The 20,666-nt window shown below is 42.9% G+C and carries 20 protein-coding genes; 15 read left to right on the forward strand and 5 right to left on the reverse strand.

Features of this window, described 5'->3' with window-relative positions:
• Positions 1-246: 246 nt before the first annotated feature.
• Together RT034_RS02260 and RT034_RS02265 are read right to left on the reverse strand one after the other, a co-directional pair.
• The gene (locus tag RT034_RS02260) at positions 247-594 is read right to left on the reverse strand and encodes a PilZ domain-containing protein (RefSeq protein WP_007116499.1); all 348 of its coding nucleotides are present in this window, start codon (positions 592-594) and stop codon (positions 247-249) included.
• A 76-nt stretch (positions 595-670) separates the two neighbouring features.
• Positions 671-1,834: a DNA polymerase III subunit gene (locus RT034_RS02265; RefSeq protein ID WP_313013076.1), complete on the reverse strand. Its 1,164-nt coding sequence runs from the start codon at positions 1,832-1,834 to the stop codon at positions 671-673.
• A gap of 300 nt (positions 1,835-2,134) precedes the next feature.
• Between RT034_RS02265 and RT034_RS02270 the strand changes: the two genes are divergently transcribed.
• From RT034_RS02270 to RT034_RS02285, 4 genes are all read left to right on the forward strand, one after another.
• Positions 2,135-4,522: a site-specific recombinase gene (locus RT034_RS02270; RefSeq protein ID WP_313013079.1), complete on the forward strand. Its 2,388-nt coding sequence runs from the start codon at positions 2,135-2,137 to the stop codon at positions 4,520-4,522.
• Positions 4,523-4,673: 151 nt separating this feature from the next.
• Positions 4,674-5,429 (forward strand): Nif3-like dinuclear metal center hexameric protein, encoded by a 756-nt coding sequence (locus RT034_RS02275; RefSeq protein ID WP_313013351.1) that lies wholly within the window; start codon positions 4,674-4,676, stop codon positions 5,427-5,429.
• A 681-nt stretch (positions 5,430-6,110) separates the two neighbouring features.
• On the forward strand, positions 6,111-7,583 hold the full coding sequence (locus RT034_RS02280) for a transglycosylase SLT domain-containing protein (RefSeq protein WP_313013080.1): 1,473 nt from the start codon (positions 6,111-6,113) through the stop codon (positions 7,581-7,583).
• Between the two features lie 132 nt (positions 7,584-7,715).
• Positions 7,716-8,237, forward strand: coding sequence for a thioesterase family protein (locus RT034_RS02285; protein WP_313013082.1), 522 nt, complete (start codon positions 7,716-7,718; stop codon positions 8,235-8,237).
• 31 nt (positions 8,238-8,268) lie between these two features.
• Here the strand turns inward: RT034_RS02285 and RT034_RS02290 are convergent, their stop codons facing one another.
• Both RT034_RS02290 and rsmA read right to left on the reverse strand, forming a co-directional pair.
• Positions 8,269-9,099 carry a symmetrical bis(5'-nucleosyl)-tetraphosphatase gene (locus tag RT034_RS02290; protein WP_313013085.1) on the reverse strand — a complete coding sequence of 277 codons (831 nt, stop codon included), beginning with the start codon at positions 9,097-9,099 and terminating at the stop codon, positions 8,269-8,271.
• A 48-nt stretch (positions 9,100-9,147) separates the two neighbouring features.
• On the reverse strand, positions 9,148-10,017 hold the full coding sequence (rsmA, locus tag RT034_RS02295; RefSeq protein WP_313013088.1) for a 16S rRNA (adenine(1518)-N(6)/adenine(1519)-N(6))-dimethyltransferase RsmA: 870 nt from the start codon (positions 10,015-10,017) through the stop codon (positions 9,148-9,150).
• Positions 10,018-10,369: 352 nt separating this feature from the next.
• Here rsmA and ychF point away from each other — a divergent pair, with 352 nt between their 5' ends.
• The 11 genes from ychF to RT034_RS02350 all read left to right on the forward strand — a co-directional run bounded on the left by ychF (position 10,370) and on the right by RT034_RS02350 (position 19,776).
• The gene (gene ychF, locus RT034_RS02300; protein WP_313013091.1) at positions 10,370-11,461 is read left to right on the forward strand and encodes a redox-regulated ATPase YchF; all 1,092 of its coding nucleotides are present in this window, start codon (positions 10,370-10,372) and stop codon (positions 11,459-11,461) included.
• 206 nt (positions 11,462-11,667) lie between these two features.
• Positions 11,668-12,096, forward strand: coding sequence for a 50S ribosomal protein L13 (gene rplM, locus RT034_RS02305; RefSeq protein WP_007116509.1), 429 nt, complete (start codon positions 11,668-11,670; stop codon positions 12,094-12,096).
• A gap of 10 nt (positions 12,097-12,106) precedes the next feature.
• Positions 12,107-12,493 carry a 30S ribosomal protein S9 gene (gene rpsI / locus RT034_RS02310; protein ID WP_313013096.1) on the forward strand — a complete coding sequence of 129 codons (387 nt, stop codon included), beginning with the start codon at positions 12,107-12,109 and terminating at the stop codon, positions 12,491-12,493.
• 250 nt (positions 12,494-12,743) lie between these two features.
• A complete protein-coding gene (gene petA / locus RT034_RS02315) occupies positions 12,744-13,328 on the forward strand; it encodes a ubiquinol-cytochrome c reductase iron-sulfur subunit (RefSeq protein ID WP_007116512.1) in 585 nt (194 codons plus the stop codon).
• 19 nt (positions 13,329-13,347) lie between these two features.
• Complete coding sequence (locus tag RT034_RS02320) at positions 13,348-14,565, forward strand: cytochrome b (RefSeq protein WP_239743629.1); 1,218 nt, start codon at positions 13,348-13,350, stop codon at positions 14,563-14,565.
• The gene (locus tag RT034_RS02325; RefSeq protein WP_007116514.1) at positions 14,565-15,278 is read left to right on the forward strand and encodes a cytochrome c1; all 714 of its coding nucleotides are present in this window, start codon (positions 14,565-14,567) and stop codon (positions 15,276-15,278) included. The genes RT034_RS02320 and RT034_RS02325 overlap by 1 nt, the downstream gene beginning before the upstream one ends.
• Before the next feature lie 148 nt (positions 15,279-15,426).
• On the forward strand, positions 15,427-16,038 hold the full coding sequence (locus RT034_RS02330; RefSeq protein ID WP_313013101.1) for a glutathione S-transferase N-terminal domain-containing protein: 612 nt from the start codon (positions 15,427-15,429) through the stop codon (positions 16,036-16,038).
• Positions 16,039-16,063: 25 nt separating this feature from the next.
• Positions 16,064-16,498 (forward strand): ClpXP protease specificity-enhancing factor, encoded by a 435-nt coding sequence (locus RT034_RS02335; RefSeq protein WP_284034401.1) that lies wholly within the window; start codon positions 16,064-16,066, stop codon positions 16,496-16,498.
• Between the two features lie 81 nt (positions 16,499-16,579).
• Positions 16,580-16,846 carry a DNA-directed RNA polymerase subunit omega gene (gene rpoZ / locus RT034_RS02340; protein ID WP_050324096.1) on the forward strand — a complete coding sequence of 89 codons (267 nt, stop codon included), beginning with the start codon at positions 16,580-16,582 and terminating at the stop codon, positions 16,844-16,846.
• Between the two features lie 356 nt (positions 16,847-17,202).
• A complete protein-coding gene (locus tag RT034_RS02345) occupies positions 17,203-19,368 on the forward strand; it encodes an HD domain-containing protein (protein ID WP_313013355.1) in 2,166 nt (721 codons plus the stop codon).
• A gap of 27 nt (positions 19,369-19,395) precedes the next feature.
• Entirely contained in the window at positions 19,396-19,776 is a 381-nt protein-coding gene (locus tag RT034_RS02350; RefSeq protein WP_313013108.1) for a Rid family detoxifying hydrolase, read from the forward strand.
• A gap of 45 nt (positions 19,777-19,821) precedes the next feature.
• Here RT034_RS02350 and RT034_RS02355 read toward each other — a convergent pair whose 3' ends face one another.
• Positions 19,822-20,625, reverse strand: a complete 804-nt coding sequence (locus RT034_RS02355; protein ID WP_313013112.1) for a hypothetical protein — start codon at positions 20,623-20,625, stop codon at positions 19,822-19,824.
• Between the last annotated feature and the right edge of the window lie 41 nt (positions 20,626-20,666).

Here is a 20,666-nt window from a genome sequence, read left to right on the forward strand (position 1 = left end):
ATTTTATACAAGTAATTTGACACAAGGATTGACTAAATTGCGCCTCATTTTTTGTCAATGAAAAAATGCACAAAGAATGGACTAAACATGAGAAAGGCATCAAGACACAGAGGCATGATTGACCATTGCGCGATAGAAGAAAAAAAGCTAGCGACTTACAGGATTAAGCATAAGCTCACCTTTAACAATCGCTGGCTTTTAACAATCACCGACTAAAACTGCCAAAGTTTCCAGAGTTTCCAAAATTTATAGCGTAAAGGTGGGTTTATCTGAGCTGATATGACCTGCTAATAGGCGGTCGACTTCGTTTTTGATGCGTAAACCTGCTTCATCTTTGCCCAGCTGTAATGCATAGCCTGCGGGGCGCTGTGCTTGTGCGCGGTGGTTGACCCACACCACTTTACCATGCAGCGGCATTCTCTCACTCGAATTTGGCAAAGTAATTGCCACAAAGGTTTGACTGCCTAGTTGTTGCTGCTGGTTAGTAGGAATAAATAACGCACCGTTTTCAATAAAAGGCAGATAGCTAGCATACAATTTTTCGATCGTATCATAGTTAATGGTGGTGATACCGCCACGAGATGGCATTGCCATAATCATTGTTCCTTTTAATAACGCATGGGGTTACCAACGCATGGTGAATGATAAGTAATATAGATAATTGAATAAATTAGCAATCAAGCATGGTGCTAAAAATTTTATCATAGCATAACTTATCTTGGATATGTTGCTGTCTATCTTGCCAGATTTGATCGATAACCCGTTGTAACTGGCTAATTTGCTTTAACGTTGGTGGTGGCTGCAGCTTGCCAAAATCCAAGTCATTGACTGACGCTGAGATACCGACGGCAAATTGCCCCAATGGTACTAACAAGGCTTGCGACAGGTATAAAAAGTCCGTCAATGTCAGCGTTTTTTGCCAATAGTTGCTGGCTTGTACAGGCATACGTTGCCCACTACGAACCGCTTGAAAGCTGTTTATCCAAGTTTGGCGGTGTTGATACCATTCGCTGTTTAACATTTGCAGTGCCAAAAAGGGTGCATAACCAGACAATCCACTCACTTGTTGTAGCGTCGCAGTATCGGTATTTGGCAATAACTGCTGCATCGCTTGCATTGACTGATCGGGGGTCACATGGCTCACCGAAAATGAATGTAGCCGAGAGCGAATTGTTGGCAGTAGCTGCGAAGGACTATCGCTAATTAACAGCATCAACACATTTTCGGCAGGCTCTTCTAATGTCTTAAGGAGCGCGTTACTGGCGGCTAGAGTCATCGCATCCGCTTGGTGAATAACTACGATTCTTAATCCACCACTCGATTGCGTGACAAAGGGCTGTAATTCCCGAATTTCGTCAATCTTGATGCTATAACTTGACTGATGGGTTGGAGCTTGCGCCATCAGGGTATTATTTGCTTTAGATTTAGGCGACGCGTCACGCGCCACGCTGGGTATGGGAATTTGATAAAGATCGGGGTGGGTATTGGCAATCAGCCATTGGCAACTTTGGCATTGCCCACAGGCAGTTGCCACTCCTTGTTCATTGACCCGCTGATTCTCACACAAAGCCCATGCGACAAACCGATAGACAAAGGCGCGTTTCCCCGTCCCCGCATTGCCTGCAAACAACATCGCGTGCGGCAAGGCATCTATATGGGTGGTCAAATACTGCCAAGTTGGCTGTTGCCACGGCAGTAAATCCATAAATAGCCACTGCTGTATCACCTGATGGTTGACGGGATCTGGATAGTAGTATTGGGTTACCTCATTGTGTGTTGATTCGATATTGGATTGTTTGGGGCTTTTTGATTGGGTGGTTATAGTCGATGCCATAGAAAAAAATCAGTCAACAGAGTAACTATAGTATAATCGCTGCGGCTAGATAATCAATTAGGATAATCCGTTAGGTTGTTTTCTCGAATACATAAATGCGGTAACACGTAGCGTTATTTTATCCCTTACTGTCTTTAAAACCTCAGCCCATAAGATTTTTGTTGCAAATAAATGATGGATTTTTTTTGATGAGTCGATTAAATTTTCATCTTAGGATATCTATTTTCGTATTTTTTCTTATATTTTTAATGCACCTTATTTAAAAAAACGATTCAATTTTCTGTTTACTTCGAGGTTAGTTTGACGAATTTATCGCAACCTAATAATCAAGATACGTTACCCAATGCCCAACATCGTTATGATGCGGCGGATATGGCAGACCAATTAAAGGTGATGCCAACCTTAGAAGCGCGTTTAACTACTATTTTAAACGAAATTAATGCGCTGCGTGATTTTCCGCAAGTTGCGCTATTTAAACAACTGCTAGATACCTTGCGTAACCGTGCAAATGATGCTACGACCGCCAATGAACAGATGGCACTATTCGTTCGACTATTGCGCGGCAATCGTGTGTGGGCAGAAGGGTTTTGTGTGTTTATGCTTACCTTGATTAGTCGTTATCGTCAGGTGTCGCTATACACGGATTTGGGTATCTTGTCAGACGCTGGCTTTACTTCGCAATTTTTTGATTTGGTCGGTGAAAAGCTCTTACCCTCCGTACCCGATGACCGCGATTTGATTGGCTTATTTAATGCGTTTTTTGCCACTCCAAAAACCCGCTACTGGGTGCGCTTAATCCATGAGCGCTGGTGGATTGAACTGATACTTATTCTTAAAGTACCCGCAGGCAAAGAAGCATTGGTGCAAGCGCTTGAAGCCAATGTGCTCAAAGCCATTACTATTTTAACGGCGCGTATCAACGGCATCGGGCTCAATGCCGATTTAATAAAGGCGTTTCCCAATCCGATTGACAATCAAGATACTTTTATTGCCCTAAATCGCGAAGTCGCTGAATTTGTCAGTCAATACCAGCTCAGCATGCAGCCAGGGGATGAGCAAGCGATGCCTCAGCCTGAGGTGGATAGCAGTCAAATTTTAGTGTTGACCGACCAAGCGCGCACTATGATGCAAAACATCCGTCGCCGTATACATCGAACCGGTATTACTGTGCGTACCACCAATATGTTGGTGCGCCTTGAGCAGAGCCTGCAGCGTCTTGAATTGTTAGTGTCACTGCTATCTGACAACGATCATATCAAGAAAAAAACCATCATAGAGCTCATTAACACGTTGTATGAAGATTCATACCACCGCAGTAGTTTTAGATATTTATTTGGCATCAATACCGCGCTCTTGTCGCGCCGCGTGACTGAGACTGCCAGTAAGGTCGGCGAGCATTATATCAGTACCGATAAAGCGGGCTATCGCCGTATGTATAAAAAAGCAGCATTGGGTGGTCTACTCATCGGCTTTATGGCAACCCTTAAAATCCTAGGGAAATCCTTACCGCTGGCACCCTTTGGCGTGGCTTTTTTAAACAGTATGATTTATGGTCTTGGCTTTGTGGCAATTCATATCATTGGCGGCACAGTGGCGACCAAACAGCCTGCCATGACGGCTGCCGCGATTGCTTCAACCATCTCAGAGGTAAAAGGACGCAAAGCGGCACGATTTACCAAATTGACAGAATTGGTCGTTGATATCATGCGCACCCAGTTTATTGCCATTATGGGTAATATTTCAATTGCAATGCCCATTGCGCTACTGATTTCGTCCCTGTGGTTGTATGGGCTGGGTCGTCCGTTAACATCGACAGCTACCGCCGAGCACTTGCTGCATGATCTCAACCCGTTTACCTCGCTTGCTATCTTTCATGCCGCGATTGCTGGGGTGTATTTGTATATTTCAGGATTGATTGCAGGCTATTATGATAATCTTGCGGTACACAACAAAATTGGCGAGCGTATCCGCAACCAGCCTACCCTCAAACAGATGATGACACCTGTAACGTTATTGCGTTTTAGTGATTTTATTGAGCGCAATCTGGGTGCGATTATGAGTAACTTTTTATTCGGTTGCTTTTTGGGTAGTACGGCGACCATCGGTTATATTTTTGGCTTACCGCTCGATATTCGCCATATTGCCTTTGCGTCTGCCAACTTTATTCATGGGATTTTTAACATTTATGCCAACACGGGCGAGTTTCCAGAAATCGGTATTATTTTGGTCAGTCTATTTGGGGTGATGGTCATCGGTATGATTAACTTGTTGGTGAGTTTTTCACTCGCCTTAATGACCGCCCTACGCGCTCGTAATGTGAAAGTCTTTGAGTGGAAATTCTTATTTGAATTGGTCGCGTCGCATTTGATGACCCAACCCTCTGACTTTTTTATCCCACGTAAACAGCCGATGAAGTATGCGCTCATCGATAGCGACGGTAATATTATCTATGATGATAAACCGATTGCAAACGATGGTAAAAATAACAATGGACATAAAACTGCCCTGACATCACAGCCAGAAGAACATCCGCATGCTATTACGCCCCATATCGACAATATCAGTCATACGGAAAAATTGACTGATGAAGAAATTGCAGAGAAAAAACAGGCAATTAAAGAAAAAGTGGTGCAAAAGGCGGTCGACAATATCACCCCAAATGACACGGCAAGCAAGCTACCCAAATAACCGATTAAATACTGTATGTTAAACACTGCAGACGTTAGAAACACTAAACGACTGTAAAAACATGATGAATTTTTTGAGAGATACAAGTTTGGAAGACAGAATTTTGAAAGATGCAAGTTTGAAAAATACAATGAACCAACCCGCGACATCAATGAGTCCGACTCAATTGGCTCATCGGTTAAATGAGCTATTAAAAATTAATGAATTCCAAGATTATTGCCCCAATGGTCTGCAAGTGGATGGTGGACAGCCGATACAACACATCCTCACCGGTGTCACAGCCTCTGAGGCATTGATTGAACAAGCGATTGCGCACAATGCCCAAGCGATTTTGGTGCATCATGGCTATTTTTGGAAAGGGGAACCTGCGCCGTTAATTGGCATGAAAGGCAAGCGTATTCGTTTGTTGATGCAACACGGCATTTCTTTACTGGCTTATCATTTACCGTTAGACGCCCATCCCCAATTGGGCAATAACGCCCAATTAGCGCTAGCACTGGGCTGGAGTGATTTGTCGCCGCTATACCCTGACGAAAAACACCCGATTGGTAATATCGTGGATTTAGCAGCACCGTTGTCGATTGCAGCGCTCACCAACAAACTATCGACTACCTTAACCCGTCCGCCCCTACATCTATCCGGTGGTAATCAAGTCATTTCGCGCATCGGTCTGTGTACGGGTGGCGCACAGGATATGATTGAGCAAGCGGCACAAATGGGTTGTCAAGCCTATATCTCGGGTGAAGTATCAGAGCGAACCACTCACATAGCCCGTGAGTTGGGTATTAACTATTTTGCTTGTGGACATCATGCCACCGAGCGCGGTGGCGTACTCGCATTGGGAAATTATGTCAAAGAAAATCTTGCTTTGACCGTTGATTTTGTCGATATCGATAATCCCGTGTAAAATCGGGCAGTTTATTGACTAATTATTACCCGTTAGTTGCATTTTAGCGGGTTTTTTACGCTTTTTATCATAAATTTGCCTTTCGTTACCGTCAATAACATGACGCGTAACTTTAATTTCACTACAATACCCCCATTGTTTCATATAACTAACTGTAATGCCATGCAGTAAATATTGTTATTGTTTATTTATTTTATGCGTGCCGTACGTTACCCTACGTTAAATTCTGTCTATAAGTGCTTGGGCTTATTAAACAATTTTTAATTTGCCAGTACTTACAAAAATTTTAACCCTTTTTCGGGTTCTACTTGATTATTATTTGTTTCGATAGTTCTCTACGATGGATAGGGCATTATCACCGTCCTAGGTATAAGGGGAGCCAACCTGTTTGGCTCTTTTTTTAGCGTTAAGTTAATAACGACCTATTTTGGATGGAGGCTTTTTTGGTGAGATTTAGGATAGAGTTAGATAATTGGAAGCCATGTACTTATTTGGCTTGGCTGATTAGCACTTAGTGAATTAGTACTTAGTTAACTGGTACTTGGTTTAACTGGTGCTTAGTTTGATGGGTACTAGGTTTAACTATCGATTCGGTTCTTAGTTTCATAAAATGTTTTCATTTGGCATAGTTGTTTTTTATTAATTTAACGTATCTAACGTATGTGCACCGTGGAGTGACACATGCCGCTAAACTCATCATTTGAGTATTGTGATGATTTGGCTTTGACCTATCCTGCGTCGATTTCGATGTCGGTCAAAGCATTTTTAAGCCCTTTAACTTTATACCCGTTTCAACACCCTTTATTACACTTTAGTAAATACGCGACCCAATTTAAACGCTTGCAATTCTTTCCGATTCAATTCAAGCCTTGTTTGGGTGGGGTGATGTCGCCAAAAATTGCCCAGTCTCGTGTGCCAGCGGTGCCTAGCCATGTGCAAGATTTGGCGCAACTGGCTAATCCGTCTGCTAGTCTTATTGATCGCTTTATCAAGCCGCTAAAATGGTTGAGTGCCAGTAAAAAGCTGGCAGCTGTGATGGGGATTGGTTTGCCCTTAGCTTATGTTGCCACCCAGGTGGGTGTTGCTGACAAAGTCGTTAATGGCAATGCTATCAATACCCTCGCCTCACCTACTAGCATGGTTGCAGCACCAAAAATGGCGACTTTTGATAGTATTCTATCTCAAAAGCAGCTGCGTATTGCCACCGTCAATGGTAATACCACCTATTTTGCTCAAGATGGTTTTAAGCACGGCTTTGGCTATGATGTCATGCGCCATTATGCCAAGCGATTGGATGTCACCATGAGCACCCAAGTGTTTGCCACTGATGCGGACGCGATGGCGGCTGTCAAAACGGGCAAAGCTGATGTCGCCTTGACCAATGGGTCGGATTACCAAAACGCCACCGCCACTGCGTTATCATCGCTGAGTCTAAGCTGCGACAAAGATTATTTATCACAGCAGGGTCTCAACGAGCATGTTGCCATACAGCTAAACCCCAATGATGTCAAACTCAACGACGATGTAAAAAACTTCCTGTGTGGCGGTCAATCGCTCACCCGTAATCAACATTTAGCCGCGTTTTATAGTCAAACACCATTGGCAGAGCCGTTTAATCAACAACATTTTGCCGATACCATGACACGCGTGTTGCCTATCTATGAACCATCTTTTAAGCAGACAGCAAACAAATACCGTCTTGATTGGGAACTGCTTGTGGCAATGGGGTACCAAGAATCGCATCTGGATGCAGAAGCCACTTCGCCAACGGGTGTGCGCGGTATCATGATGTTGACCAATGCCACTGCCAATGCGATGGGCGTTGATAATCGGACTGACCCGACGCAGAGCATCCAAGGGGGCGCTAAGTATCTCAGTCAGCTGCAACATGAATTTGCCCAAGTGCCAGCATCGGATCGAGTATGGTTTACCCTAGCGGCTTACAATATGGGTCCACAAGCGATTAAAGATATCCAGCAGATTTTGCAAAAGCGCGGTATTGATGGCAACAATTGGGCAGCCGTGTATCAGTATTTGAAAGTCAACAGTCAAAGCAATAGCCGTTACGTGCAGTGCTTAGATTACGTCACCCATATCCGCAGTTATTTGGAGGCGTTAAAATTAGACAAAATCAATCATCGTCAATTGACTTGATGAGTGTGGATATAAAAAACTACACATTTTCAAAAAAGAATGGTTTAACGCCATTCTTTTTTTTATGCTATCACTTCGTCGTTTTTAAAAATTACTGACTTATTGTTAACATTATTAACCTAAGGATAGCACGTGACCAAGCTCCAGAATCAGCCCCACACTGAATCAAGCACTCAGCCTGTTTATGCCACCCAATACCGTATTTATTTGGAAGATACCGATGCAGGCGGGATTGTGTATCACGCCAATCATTTAAAGCTGTTTGAGCGTTGTCGTCGTGATTGGTTACGTGCATTGGGGATGAGCAGTTATTTTTATCAAGCGCATTCAGCCGAGGCTGTGAGGCATGACGTTACTCACCATAGCGATAGTGGCAAACCCGATATCCAATTTGTAGTGAGCCAAGCCAACATCCGCTATTTGCGTCCGATTCTGCTTGATAGCGAAGTCACCGTTGTGATTGAGACGGCAGACTGTAAATCTGCGTCATTACAGCTTGAGCAGCGGATTTATGATAGCCACCAGCAGCTGTTAAGCCAAGCGGAGATAAGTATTGTATGCGTGGCTACTAGTAAAGATGAAAAAGGGCAAACCCAAGTTCGCCCTACCCGTTTGCCCAAAGCGTTTGTGCAGCTGCTGCAGCTCGCTCGGTAACTGTATGATTGTTTTGCTTTACAAAGAAAGGTTATTTTGCTTTACAAGTTTGACAGGTAATTTGCTCATCTTCTAGGCGGTATGCCATCATACTGCCGCCCCACACACAGCCTGCATCCGTGGCTCTGGCATTTGCCAAATCCACTTTGGCTTTTAGCGCCGCCCAGTGACCAAATAAGATTTTACGTTCGCGCGGCACTTGCCATTCAAACCACGGACGAAACCCCTCAGGCATTTTATCATCCAGACTGGATTTAAAGCTAAACTCTAGCGTGCCGTCCATTTGACAAAGGCGCATACGGGTAAAATAATTGCAAATCGCCCGCATACGCGCGTAGCCTGTCAGCATATTTGACCAAGGAACAGCCGTATCGCTATACAGGTTTGGCAGCAGTCTATCGAGTTGCCATAAGCTACTTTGCAGCTGAGTTTGCAATTCTGAGGCATGCATGGCTGCTTGGGTAATACTCCAGTTTGGCGGAATGCCTGCATGCACCATCACGGTTTTATCATTGGGATAGACAAGCAGCGGCTGGCGACGAAGCCAATTGAGTAATTCATCACAATCTGGGGCGTCAAAAATCGCTTGGGTTCTATCCTTTTTTTTGATCTTTATGACACCACGCCATACCGCGATCAAGTTAATATCATGATTGCCCAACACCATTTCGGCAGCACCGGCTTCGCAAAGACGTTTTACCAGACGCAGTGCGCTCAGCGAGTCTTCACCGCGTGCAACGATATCGCCGACAAACCATAATTTATCTTGCTGTTCATCAAACCCAATCTGCTTGAGCAGTGCCTGCAAATCGGCATAACAGCCTTGAATATCGCCAATGACAAATTGATGTCGAAAACCCATAACACCTCATAGATCTTGAAAGTAAAATTTTAAACAGCTACAAAAAAATTAACCATTTTCTGCGATACCGTTTGCCGCGATACCATTAGCCAACGTCACAAAATCTTGTACTGATAAGGTTTCGGGGCGCGCCAGTGGATTGAGTCCCCATGCCACAAGCTGGTGTTCTGAGACCGCAGGCAAAATCGGCGATTTTTTAAAAATCGCGCGCAGTGTTTTACGGCGATGATTAAATGCCTCACGCACCACAAGGGCAAACAGCTTTTCATCGTCAGCCACAATCGGTTTTTGTTGATAAGGTCTAAGTCGAAATACCGCACTCGTCACTTTGGGTGGGGGGTTGAATGCCCCATTTGGCACCGTCAGTAAATAATCGGCTTCACAATAATACTGCATCATGATGGATAAACGACCATATTCTCGGCTATCCACCGCTGCGGTGATGCGATCAACTACTTCCTTTTGTAGCATAAAATGCATGTCTTCAATGACATCGGCAAAACTTAGTAAATGAAACAATAACGGCGTAGAAATATTGTATGGCAAGTTACCGACAATGCGCATTTTTTTTTCGGTTGTATCATTAGGGTTATCACCAATGATTTGCTGGAACAACGCACGGTAATCCACTTCCATGGCATTGGCTTTGACAATGGTTAAGCCCTCATTGCTATTGGCGCCAATGCGAATGCGCAGACTGTCTGCCAAATCCGTATCAAGCTCAACAACGGTCAAGCGATTGACATCCTTGAGTAGCGGCTCAGTAATCGCGCCCATACCTGGACCAATTTCAACCATCAAATCATCGCGACCTGCATGAATACTGTCAATAATTCTCCCAATAATCACCTGATCATGTAAGAAATTTTGCCCAAAACGTTTTCTAGGCTGATGCGATAAAAAAGCAGAGACCGTCACTCAAAACATTCCTATAAAAATGAAATAATTATCAATGTTGCGCAGTACACGATAACATTCACCGTCATCAGACACAAATCATTATTAAACTGATAATTATAGCATAGCTTGACGCTCCATTATGACAATTTCATGACAACTCGAGACGCTCGCAATAGCATCGCAACAGCATGACAACAATCTGCCCAATCGCTCAATTTGAATTTTTGTAGTTTATATCATGCTACAAATTTTTGATGGGTTAAATTTTTGATGGTTCAATTTTTTGATGCGTCAATCGCCTGTCGAATTCTGATGACTAAGTTGTTATAATGCAACAAATTTAACTAACCCTTTATTTAGTGAGCATTGTATGGGCTTTAATTGTGGTATCGTCGGACTGCCAAATGTTGGTAAATCAACCCTGTTTAACGCATTGACCAAAGCTGGGATTGCGGCAGAAAACTTCCCGTTTTGTACCAAAGATCCCAATACTGGGATTGTACCTGTACCCGACCCACGTCTCAAACAACTTGCCGATATCGTCAAGCCTGAGCGCGTTGTGCCCACCTCAATGGAATTTGTGGATATTGCCGGTCTAGTGGCAGGTGCCTCCAAAGGGGAAGGCATGGGTAATCAGTTCTTAGCCAATATCCGTGAAACCGATGCGATTGCCCATGTGGTGCGCTGCTTTGATGATGACAACGTGATTCACGTCGATGGACGCGTCAACCCATTATCCGATATCGAAACCATCAACACCGAACTTGCGCTAGCTGACCTTGAAGCAGTGAGCCGTGCGATTATCAATGTCGGTAAAAAAGCCAAAGGCGGTGATAAAGACGCCAAAGCCATGCTGGATGTGTTTAACAAAATTGAGCCATATTTAGCCGATGGTAAGCCTGCACGTATGGCAAATCTGGATGACGATGAGAAAAAAATCATCCGTAGCTATGGTTTAATCACCCTAAAACCGACCATGTACATTGCCAATGTGAGCGAGGATGGTTTTGACAACAACCCTTATCTTGACCAAGTACGGGAATTTGCGGCAAAAGATGATGCGCTAGTGGTCGCGCTATGCAACCAAATCGAATCTGAAATCGCCCAGCTGGATGAAGATGAAAAACAAGAGTTTTTAGAAAGTATGGGTATGACTGAGGCAGGGCTTGACCGTGTGATTCGCGCAGGTTATGAGCTGCTTAATATGCAAACGTATTTTACCGCAGGGGTCAAAGAAGTACGCGCTTGGACGGTCAAAGTCGGTGCCACTGCTCCTGAAGCAGCAGGCGTGATTCATACCGACTTTGAGCGTGGTTTTATCCGTGCCGAAGTGATTGCGTTTGATGATTTTATTGAATACAACGGTGAAAAAGGCGCGGCAGCGGCAGGTAAATCTCGCCTCGAAGGTAAAACCTACATCGTGCAAGATGGCGACGTCATGCACTTTAGATTTAATGTATAAATCATGCACTCATAGGCTGATTGACATAATATGATTGATACAAATAGGCAATTTTAGTTGCCTATTTTTGCAAGTTTATTTTTTAAAAACGCTTGACTTGTATTGCAAGTCACTATCTTAATCCTTATAATATGCGTTCGTAATTTTGAGAGCCCTCGTTTCCCAGACACTCACTCTCAACTATTAACTCAAAAAGGTTTTTAAACATGAAAACTATCAGTGCTAAACCACATGAAGTGACACACGATTGGTACATCGTCGACGCTGAAGGTAAAACATTAGGTCGCTTGGCGAGCGAAATCGCATCACGCTTACGTGGCAAGCATAAGCCTTCTTACACCCCTCACGTTGACACAGGCGATTATATCGTTGTGATTAATGCTGAGAAAGTTGCCGTGACTGGTAAAAAAGCGCAAGACAAAAAATACTACCGTCACACCGGTTACCCAGGTGGTATCAGAGAGACTAACTTTACCAAACTTATCGCACACAAACCTGCTGACGTACTTAACAAAGCGGTTAAAGGTATGTTGCCAAAAGGCCCATTGGGCTATGCGATGATTAAAAAGTTAAAAGTTTACTCAGGTACTGAGCATCCTCATACTGCTCAACAACCTCAAGTATTAGATATCTAAGGAGTAACACATGGAACGCAATTACGGTACAGGTCGTCGTAAAACTTCAACAGCTCGTGTGTTCTTATCTGCGGGTACAGGTAACATCGTCGTCAATGGTAAGCCACTTGATCAATACTTTGGTCGTGAAACATCAGTAATGGTTGTTCGTCAACCTTTAGAATTACTAGATGTTGCTAGCAAATATGATATTTATGTGACTGTAAAAGGTGGCGGTATCAATGGTCAAGCGGGCGCGATTCGCCACGGTATTACCCGTGCATTGATCGAGTCAGACGAAACCTTAAAACCAGCGCTTAAAGAAGCGGGCTTTGTGACTCGTGACGCGCGTGAAGTTGAACGTAAAAAATTGGGCTTACGTAAAGCACGTAAACGTCCCCAATTCTCAAAACGTTAATATTTTTCGTGGTCGAAATTCTCGTATCGACCGCGTTTTTTGGCGTTTACAAAAAAGACTCTTGTTTACCGCAAGGGTCTTTTTTATTTACCTTAGGTAATTTATTTTATTGCAAAAATAGCATAAAATAGCAAAATTAGCGTAATTTAGGCACAGCTAAGGTGGCAATTCTGTAACAACTGATTTACAATAGCCACAAACCCAGTGTGGGAATATGGTTACCCACTTCATTAATCTGGAGGAGTTCTTAATGAGCCATGCCGAAGGCGTCGACGTTAAGCGTCGAAGAGTTTTAATCGCATCCACTGCCGCTATGGGCGCAGTCGGTGTCGCTGCTATTGCTACGCCGTTTGTGCGTTCATGGTATCCAAGTGCAAAAGCAGAAGCTGCGGGCGCACCTGTTAGCCAAGACCTAAGCAAACTCGAAGCAGGACAAATGATTGTTATCAAATATCGTGGTAAACCAATTTATCTTGTCAAACGTACCAAAGAGATGATGGATAATTTATCAAAAGTAGAATCATCACTTGCCGATCCAAAATCAGAAGGTTCATTACAACCTGACTACTGCAAAAATAATAGCCGCTCAAAAGACAATAGTGAAGTTCTAGTGTGTGAAGGGGTTTGTACTCACTTAGGTTGTGCGCCAGGTTATCGTCCTGATGTCGGCGCAGCAGATTTGGGTGGCAGCAGCTGGGTTGGCGGATTTTTATGCCCCTGTCACGGCTCAAAGTATGACTTAGCTGGCCGTGTTTTTAAGGGTCAACCTGCGCCTCGTAATTTGCCAGTTCCTGAGTATAGCATCAGCGGTACTATCTTAACGGTGGGGGCATAATATGAGTGCAAAGAAATTTATGCATTGGGTGGATGCGCGCTTTCCAGCGACAGAAACTTATGAATACCATATGTCAAAGTATTACGCACCAAAGAATTTCAACTTTTGGTACTTCTTTGGCGTGTTATCTATGGTGGTATTGGTCAATCAGTTAGTGACAGGTATTTGGCTAACCATGATGTTCAACCCAAGTGCAGAAGGCGCATTTGCTTCTGTAGAATACATTATGCGTGATGTACAAGGTGGTTGGTTAATCCGTTATATGCACTCAACTGGTGCCTCGGCATTCTTCGTGGTCGTGTATCTGCATATGTTCCGTGGCTTGTTGTATGGTTCATACCAAAAACCCCGTGAACTGGTTTGGCTCATCGGTATGGGTATCTATCTGTGCTTAATGGCAGAAGGTTTCTTCGGTTACTTATTACCTTGGGGTAATATGTCTTTCTGGGGTGCGCAGGTTATTTTAAACTTACCAGCAGCGATTCCATTTATTGGTGATGCATTGGGAGAATGGGTAAAAGGTGACTATATCATCTCGGGTATTACCCTAAACCGCTTCTTCGCGTTACACGTTGTTGCGATTCCTTTGATTTTAGTGGGTCTGGTATTTGTTCACTTGGTAGCATTACACCATGTTGGTTCTAATAACCCAGATGGTATCGATATCAAAAAACTTAAAGATAAAAATGGTGTACCCCTTGATGGTGTGGCTTTCCACCCGTACTACACCGTGCATGATATGATTGGTATCGTGGTATTCTTTATCGTTTTCTTTACCGTGGTATTCTTCTTCCCAGAAGGCGGCGGTTTCTTCCTTGAGCCACCAAACTTTGAAGCAGCAAACCCACTTAAGACACCTGCTCACATTGCCCCTGTTTGGTACTATACGCCTTTTTATGCGATGTTACGTGCAACCCCGTCTATGTTTGGTTCAGCCCTGCCGGGTGTTATTGTGATGGCAGCATCAATTGCTATTTTATTTGTATTGCCTTGGTTAGACAAATCGCCCGTGCGTTCAATGCGTTATAAAGGTATTTTGTCAAAAATTGCACTTGCTATCTTTGTTGTTAGTTTCTTGATCTTAGGCTACTTAGGGGTAATTCCATCAAGTGATACTGCAACGATTGTGGCACGTATTTGTACTATTTTGTATTTCTTGTTTTTCTTGCTAATGCCAATCTATACATCGATTGAAACTTGCAAACAGCCACCTGAACGTGTAACTGGAGGTCACTAATGAAAGCGGTTAAAAAATTAGTTGCTGGATTGGGTTTGACAGTTGCATTAGGTTTGGGCGCGACAGCCGCACAAGCTAGCGAAGGCGGCTGTGGCACTTATAAAACAGTTGATGGTAAAGAAGCGCATTTGGCGTGTGAAACCGCCCCTGTAGATTTGACCAATAAAGCGTCTATTCAACGTGGTGCCTCATTATTCATGAGTTACTGTGCAGGCTGTCACTCAGCACAGTATGTTCGCTACTCAAAAATGTACAAAGACTTGGACATTCCAAAAGAGTTGGTGGAAAAATACTTGATGCTGACCACTGACCAAGTCGGTGACCATATCAATGCAGGCGTAGACCCAGAGCTTCAAAAGGCTTGGTTTGGTGCCCAGCCACCTGACTTGTCACTTGAAACCCGTCTACGTGGTAATGATTGGGTTTATACGTACTTGTTAGCCTTCTATGAAGATCCAAGTCGTCCTTGGGGTGCCAACAATATCGTACTGCCGAATGTTGCCATGCCGTTCGTCCTTCATGATATGCAAATGAACACCTCAAAAGAAGAATATCGTCGTAATATTGGTGATATCGTCAACTTTATGGCGTGGATGGCAGAGCCGCAAGCGCACCAACGTAAAGTATATGGTTTTTGGGTCATCTTATTCTTACTTGCGTTATTAATTCCAGTGTACTTACTCAATAAAGAATTTTGGAAAGACGTTAAATAAGGGTTGATATAAAAAAAGGTAGCTTAGGCTGCCTTTTTTTATGCGCATTTATTGCTTGATTGGTATGATAACTTTGACAGTTATTGCTAATTCAGTCATTTTAAGCTAGGCTTATCCTTTACGCTGATACAGCTTATTATTTTTAACTATGTTGACCCCTACTTCGAACACCCCGTTGATTTATGCCGATGATGGCTACCTAAGTCACCAATTAAGACTGGTTTTACTTGAGAAAAAAATAGAATTTAGTGAGACGAACATTCGTGATGATGAGGATTTTGCCGAAGATTTACCTGATATCAATCCTTACAACACGCTACCGGTATTTATTCATCGTGAATTGATTTTATATAACAATCGCATTATTTTTGAATACCTTGAAGAGCGCTATCACCAGAACAAACTGCTACCTGAAAATCCGATTGAAAAGGCACAATACCGTCAATTATGGTGGCGCATTGAGAAAGATTGGATTAAATTAGCAGATACGCTATTGACCCATAAGGATACCTTAGATGTCAATCAAGCAAAGATTGCAAGAAAGCAACTGACTGAATCTCTTGTTACCATAGCGCCGCTGTTTGCCCATAAAGCTTTTTTTCTTTCAGATACCATGGGTATATGTGATTGCATTTTGTCATCAATTTTATATCGCTTAAAACCCATGGGTATTGAATTGCCGCTGCACCTGTGCCGTCCGTTGTATCAATATATGGAGCGGATGTTTAATCGCCCAACCTTTAAAACTAGTTTAAAATAGTAATCATTAAAATAAGAGAATCACCATGGAAAACGACTTTCAACTCACCCCGACTCGCCCTTATATGGTACGCGCTATTTTTGAATGGCTTGAAGACAATAACCTGACCCCACATATCATGGTCGATACGACACAGCCCAATGTCACCGTGCCTGTCGAATATGTGCAAGATGGTCGTATCGTACTTAATATCGCCAGCCGTGCCACAGGTAATTTGGTCATTAATAATGATTTTATTCATTTTCATGCGCGATTTGGCGGTGTTTCGCAAGAATTATGGGTACCGATGCAAGCGGTGATGGGGATTTATGCCAGAGAAAATTCACAAGGCATGTTCTTTGACCCAACGGAATACGATAATGCGCCGCAATCTGAAATCAACGCCAGTCAACCAGCGGAGTCCACCGAAGCACAACGTCCAAAACGTGAGAACAAAGCAGGGTTAAAAATCTTGGATTAGTGCATTGTCACTGGCAATATGGGTTTAATTTTGTTAAAATAATCAATTACTTTTTTAGTTTTGAATAGGATAACCATAGTCATGGCACGTGTCACTGTAGAAGATTGTCTAGAAAATATCCACAACCGTTTTGATTTGATTCTTGTTGCCAGTAAACGTGCGCGCCAAATCGCACGCGGTGTATCAGAACCTATGGTTGAGCGTGAAAATGATAAACCAACCGTACTTGCCCTGCGCGAAATCGCTGATGGCCTTGTGACTAAAGAAATCTTAAACCAACCTGAGCGCGAATTGCCTAACAAATTTCACCATGTTGATTTGAGCATTTCAAGTGGTCATGGATTCTAACGCTAGCTTAAGCCACTGTTAATAGTTAGCGACTATTATTTTATAAAGAGTCACCTTTTTTAGGTGACTTTTTAGTTGAATTAAACGTGGAATTATATGTAACTTAGCTTGACAATTCACGGTAATTTTGCGAATAATTAAGATATCTTTATAATACGTTTTTACTAACTTTAGCTGGTTTGATACCAGCTATTTTTATCCAACCGTTTTTTATGATAGAGTTAACTGCTGACCAGGACAATATGAATTTTTTAGCAGGTTAAACCTATCGATCGTACGTTGAGGGCGCATTTTTGAATATATCAACTTTACCAAAATTAAGCCATCCTGATGTGGATATTGCACAGTTTGACCTAATGCGTGTATTGGATTATTTGGATGATGACGAACAGCAAATTGTTCTCAAAGCCTGTGCCTTTGGCGACCAAGCCCATATCAAAGATAAACGCAAATCTGGCGAGCCTTATATCACCCACCCTATGGCGGTAGCGGAGATTTTGGGTAGTTTTCGTATGGATGTCGATACCATTGTGGCGGCGATTTTGCATGATACCGTGGAAGATACGCCTACCACTGAAGAAGATTTGACCCGAGAGTTTGGCAAGCCAGTTGCCCAAATCGTCAATGGTGTCACCAAATTAAAATCCTCCAATGAAAAACACATCAATAAAGCCGCGACTTTTTATCGCATTATTACCGCAACGCTAGAAGACCCGCGGGTGTTGATTGTCAAATTGGCAGACCGCCTGCACAATATGACCACCATCGAAGCGGTGCCTGAGAAAAAACAACAGGCAACCGCACAAGAAACGTTGGATTTTTATGTGCCGTTTGCTCGTACCCTGGGGCTTAATGATTTAGCCGACTATATCGAGATTTTATGTTATCGCAGCCTAAATGCGCCTATGTATAACAAGTTATCAGATAAGCTTATGCAGCATGGTTTGGGGCGCACCTTTCAACAAGAAGCTATTCATAACTATTTAAATATCGTTTTGAGCCGACTGGATGTTAAAGGTTATGTCAAAGATGTCGATAACCGCGTGACCTTGTTTCGCCAGATTTTTAAAAACCGCGGCGAAATCACCGATTTGCTGTGGCATTATGAATTTATGCTAGTCATGGATAAAGTGGAAGACTGCGACCAAATCGCCAAGTATTTTATCAATAAATACCAAATTGCGCCTGAGTGTATCGAAGACAATATCCGCCATCCACGTGCGGGGGGCAACCAATCATTTACCATCACTTATAAAAACGACCATGACACCATCAAAGTGGTCATTCTGACTAAAACCATGCTCAAAACCACCCGTTTAGGGATTTTGATGGGTGAAGCAGCATCGCCTCTTAGCCAGTCGGTGATTCAGGCTTCTCTACGCAATCTGCAAAACTTGATTGCCGACAATGAAAGCGATATCGAAGAGCAGCCATCCGATGCGGTGACGGTGGTCGATAAACTGATTGACTATCTTCACGAACGTAAAATTATTTGCTATACCCCAAACGGTGATGCCTATGAGTTGCCGCGCGGCTCCACAGCGCTTGACTTTGCCTATACTATCAGTACCCATATCGGTAACCGCGCAACGGGCGCTGAGATCAATGGCGTAGAAGCCAAACTGGGTACGATTTTGAAAACTGGCAATAGGGTCAAAATTCATACCGACCCCAATGCGATTCCAAAAGCGGAGTGGCTGGGTTTTGTGGCAACCAATAAAGCGCGGCGTGCGTTGTTTGAATGGTTAAAAGGCTTAAATCCTGAGCAAAAAGAGCACGAAGGTAAAACCGCCTTTGAGCGCGCGCTTAAAACGCAAAATCTTTCACTCGCTGATGTGAGTGATGAACAATGGCAATTGCTACTTGATTGGCGTGGCTTACAGGATAAAAGTGCGTTCTTTACGGAGTTTACCACAGGTAAATTGCTGCCGCAGATTGCCGTTTCGCGCTTATTGACCCAAGAGCAGCTTGCCAAAAACCAAGCCAGCGCCCATGCCGCTAACCAACCGCAAAGCTTGATTGCGGATGCCGCCAATATGGAGATGAATTTTTCCAGTTGTTGTCATCCTGTGTATGGCGACCCGATTGTCGGGCATATTTCAAAAAATGGCTTGGTGGTGCATCGACATAAATGTTTTTCAATTGATGAAATTCGCCGTGTCAATGAATACCAAGTGATTCCGCTACATTGGCGAGTATCGAGCAGTGACGATGAGGTATCCAAGCGTATTTATTTTGATGCTGCGCTAAAAATTAATCAAAACTTGACCGATGAGCAAATCAGCGATTTAATCTTTATTGTGCGCGATACTCAGTCGGGTTTTGAATATATCGAACAGCGTAATGGCTATACCTTGCTGTTTGTAGTGGTGCAAAGTCGTGACCAGATCGCAAGCTTAATTCAGCGCCTACGTACCTTCTTGGGCTACCCCAATATTGTAAGACTGTATCAATGGAATGACGAAGTGCTACTTTCTCAGAGCCAAAACACGTCTGCACCAAAAAATAAAGATATTTTATAAACCCATCATACTGTAATAGGAAATAATATGAGCCGTGACATCATTCATACTGACAATGCGCCTGCTGCGGTAGGCACTTATTCACAAGCCGTGAAAGTTGATAAGACTGTCTATATTTCAGGTCAAATCGGACTTGACCCAAACAGCATGACCCTAGCCGATGGCTTTGTTAATCAGACCAACCAAGTCATGTCAAACATCGATGCTATCTGCCAAGCCGCAGGTGGTTCGCTTGCCAATGTGGTGAAGTTTAATGTTTCGCTCACCGATTTGGCAGATTTTTCTGCCTTAAATGAGATATTTGCGGCGCGCCTAACTGCGCCTTACCCTGCCCGTGCTGCCGTACAAGTCGCTGCCTTACCAAAAGGTGCGGTAGTCGAAATTGAAGCGATTTTATATTTAGACTAAATATTCATCAGATTTAAGAACTTATTAAAATGATTTGATAAGTTCTTATTTCATTCCAATTAACACGCCTGCCGCTACAATTCTATTATCAACTTGAATAAAAAATCTTTCTGCTAAACTGGTATAAACTGGGTTTTCAAACTCTAACTCTATATCCGCAATTTCTCCTTGGGCTATATTGTGTGTTGCAATTACTTTTGCTTTGGTTATTTGACCGCTTATCCAAACCAGCACCTCACTGCTATTTTTTAGCGGCACTCCCAATTCTTCTTTTGTCATATTATAAATTTGTGCTTGAATATGAGTTGTTTTTGTTTCAAATGTTGGTTTGTCTTTATTGGTCACTTGCTTAGTGTCGTTTAATAACTGTTTCAAACCTTGTTTACCAAAATACATGTTTGTGAGTTGATCTTGCATGTCATAAGATGCTATCGAGTTTTTGATTTCATCTACTTCCATATCCATTAATTCTTTATCATCAATCATTTCAGAGTCAACGAATAACACTGACATCTTAGGCGCTTTAGTCTGCCGTGATATGAGTATATGTTCTCTAGTGATAGGCAAAGGTCCAGTTTTGGCATCAACTATTAAGACCACTTCTTGGGCTTGATTAGTATATTGACCAGTGGTAACAGCATCAGCATTTTCAGGTGGCGTGATAAGTTTCTGTTTATCATTCTCCACACATACTAATGTCTTCATGCAGTCTGCCAATACTTGGTTACGAATCTCATCCCCTATCAAAACAATCTTTGAATCTGAAGCAATTTCTGAATTTTCATTAGTTGCTTGACTACATGCTGAAATTAAAAGAATCGTAAGGCTCAATAAAAATTTAAGTTTCATTTAAAACTACTCTTTTATTTTTCATTCTAATATTTTTGGTA

The organism is Moraxella sp. CTOTU48841, assembly GCF_032061225.1.
GTDB classification, from domain to species: domain Bacteria; phylum Pseudomonadota; class Gammaproteobacteria; order Pseudomonadales; family Moraxellaceae; genus Faucicola; species Faucicola cinerea.